Origin of the sequence: Fodinicurvata fenggangensis DSM 21160 (assembly GCF_000686045.1) — a bacterium.
Lineage (GTDB): Bacteria > Pseudomonadota > Alphaproteobacteria > Kiloniellales > DSM-21159 > Fodinicurvata > Fodinicurvata fenggangensis.
In genome coordinates this window covers 1-1,105 of record NZ_JMLV01000036.1, presented here as the reverse complement: position 1 = coordinate 1,105, position 1,105 = coordinate 1, and the positions used below count along the sequence as shown (strand labels likewise).

Annotated in this window: 2 protein-coding genes; both read left to right on the top strand. The window is 58.9% G+C overall.

Features of this window, described 5'->3' with window-relative positions:
• Positions 1-352: 352 nt before the first annotated feature.
• Positions 353-646 carry a type II toxin-antitoxin system RelB/DinJ family antitoxin gene (locus tag BP38_RS0118200; protein WP_026988888.1) on the top strand — a complete coding sequence of 98 codons (294 nt, stop codon included), beginning with the start codon at positions 353-355 and terminating at the stop codon, positions 644-646.
• A gap of 9 nt (positions 647-655) precedes the next feature.
• Positions 656-940, top strand: coding sequence for a type II toxin-antitoxin system RelE/ParE family toxin (locus BP38_RS0118195; RefSeq protein ID WP_026988887.1), 285 nt, complete (start codon positions 656-658; stop codon positions 938-940).
• The last annotated feature ends 165 nt before the right edge of the window (positions 941-1,105 follow it).

Below are 1,105 nucleotides of genomic sequence, written 5' to 3'. Positions count from 1 at the left end.
CTGACCAACCGATTTCTGCGCCATAACCGCCCCCAATCAGCAATGTGTATTCCAAAATTGAATCACATCTCTGATTTCCGCGCAAAGGTCTCCAGTATGAGGTGGTTCGAGGGCGCACGGGGGTGCGCTTACCTGCGCCATGACGCCAATTTTTATTTTACTTCAATTATTTACTAAATACGGCGTCATCCAGAGCTGCGGAGCGAAGCGGCGCCTCGAAGGATGGGCGGCCTGCGATAGCCCCTCTCCCTCCCCGCCGCCTGTGCCGGCAATCGGGCTGTTAATTGTCATGCAGCTGCATTACATTGTGTAACATAACATGACACTGGAGCGGCTATTCAGGAGCAGGCCCATGACACAGAATTCTCTGGTGCAGACCCGCATCGATCCCGAGGTCAAGGCCAAGGCCAGCGCTGTGCTGGACAGCATGGGGCTGACGCTCTCCGACGCCGTGCGCATTCTTTTGACCCGGGTGGCCGCCGAAGGGGCCCTGCCGCCCGGCCTGACGACGGATCCGGCAGAGCATGATGCCTGGTTCCGCGCCCGCGTCGAGGACGCCTTGGCCGACACGCGCGCGGACCTTTCGGATGAGGAGGTGCGGCAGCATTTCGAAAGACGCCGGACTGCCGCCGCACAAGACACCTGAGGGTGAGGCGTGAGGCTGTCCTGGTCCCGGCTGGCTTTCGAGGACAGGACGCGGATCTTGGATCACATAGCCCAGGATAACCCTGCTGCGGCCGCGGCTCTGGATGAACGGATCGAAGAACAGCTTGAAGGCTTGCGGCAGAATCCTGAGCTGGGCCGTAGCGGCCGTGTCCAGGGAACGCGTGAACTGGTTATTGCCCAGACCGCCTATATTGCCGCCTATAGAGTCGAGGCAGACCGCATTCGGATTCTGCGGATATTGCATAGTGCGCAACTCTGGCCGGATGGATTCTAGCTTTACGAATTCTCCCAGGCTTGGCCGCCTGTGCCAGCGTGCTTCGAGGCTCGCCCCTTTGGGTCGAGCTCCTCAGCATGGAGACCTTTGCGCGGAAATCAGAGATGTGATTCAATTTTGGAATACACATTGCTGATTGGGGGCGGTTATGGCGCAGAAATCGGT

Bases quoted from the DNA above. Each gene is read 5' to 3' on its own strand.
- BP38_RS0118200 (WP_026988888.1), top strand. From the start codon at position 353: ATGACACAGAATTCTCTGGTGCAGACCCGCATCGATCCCGAGGTCAAG.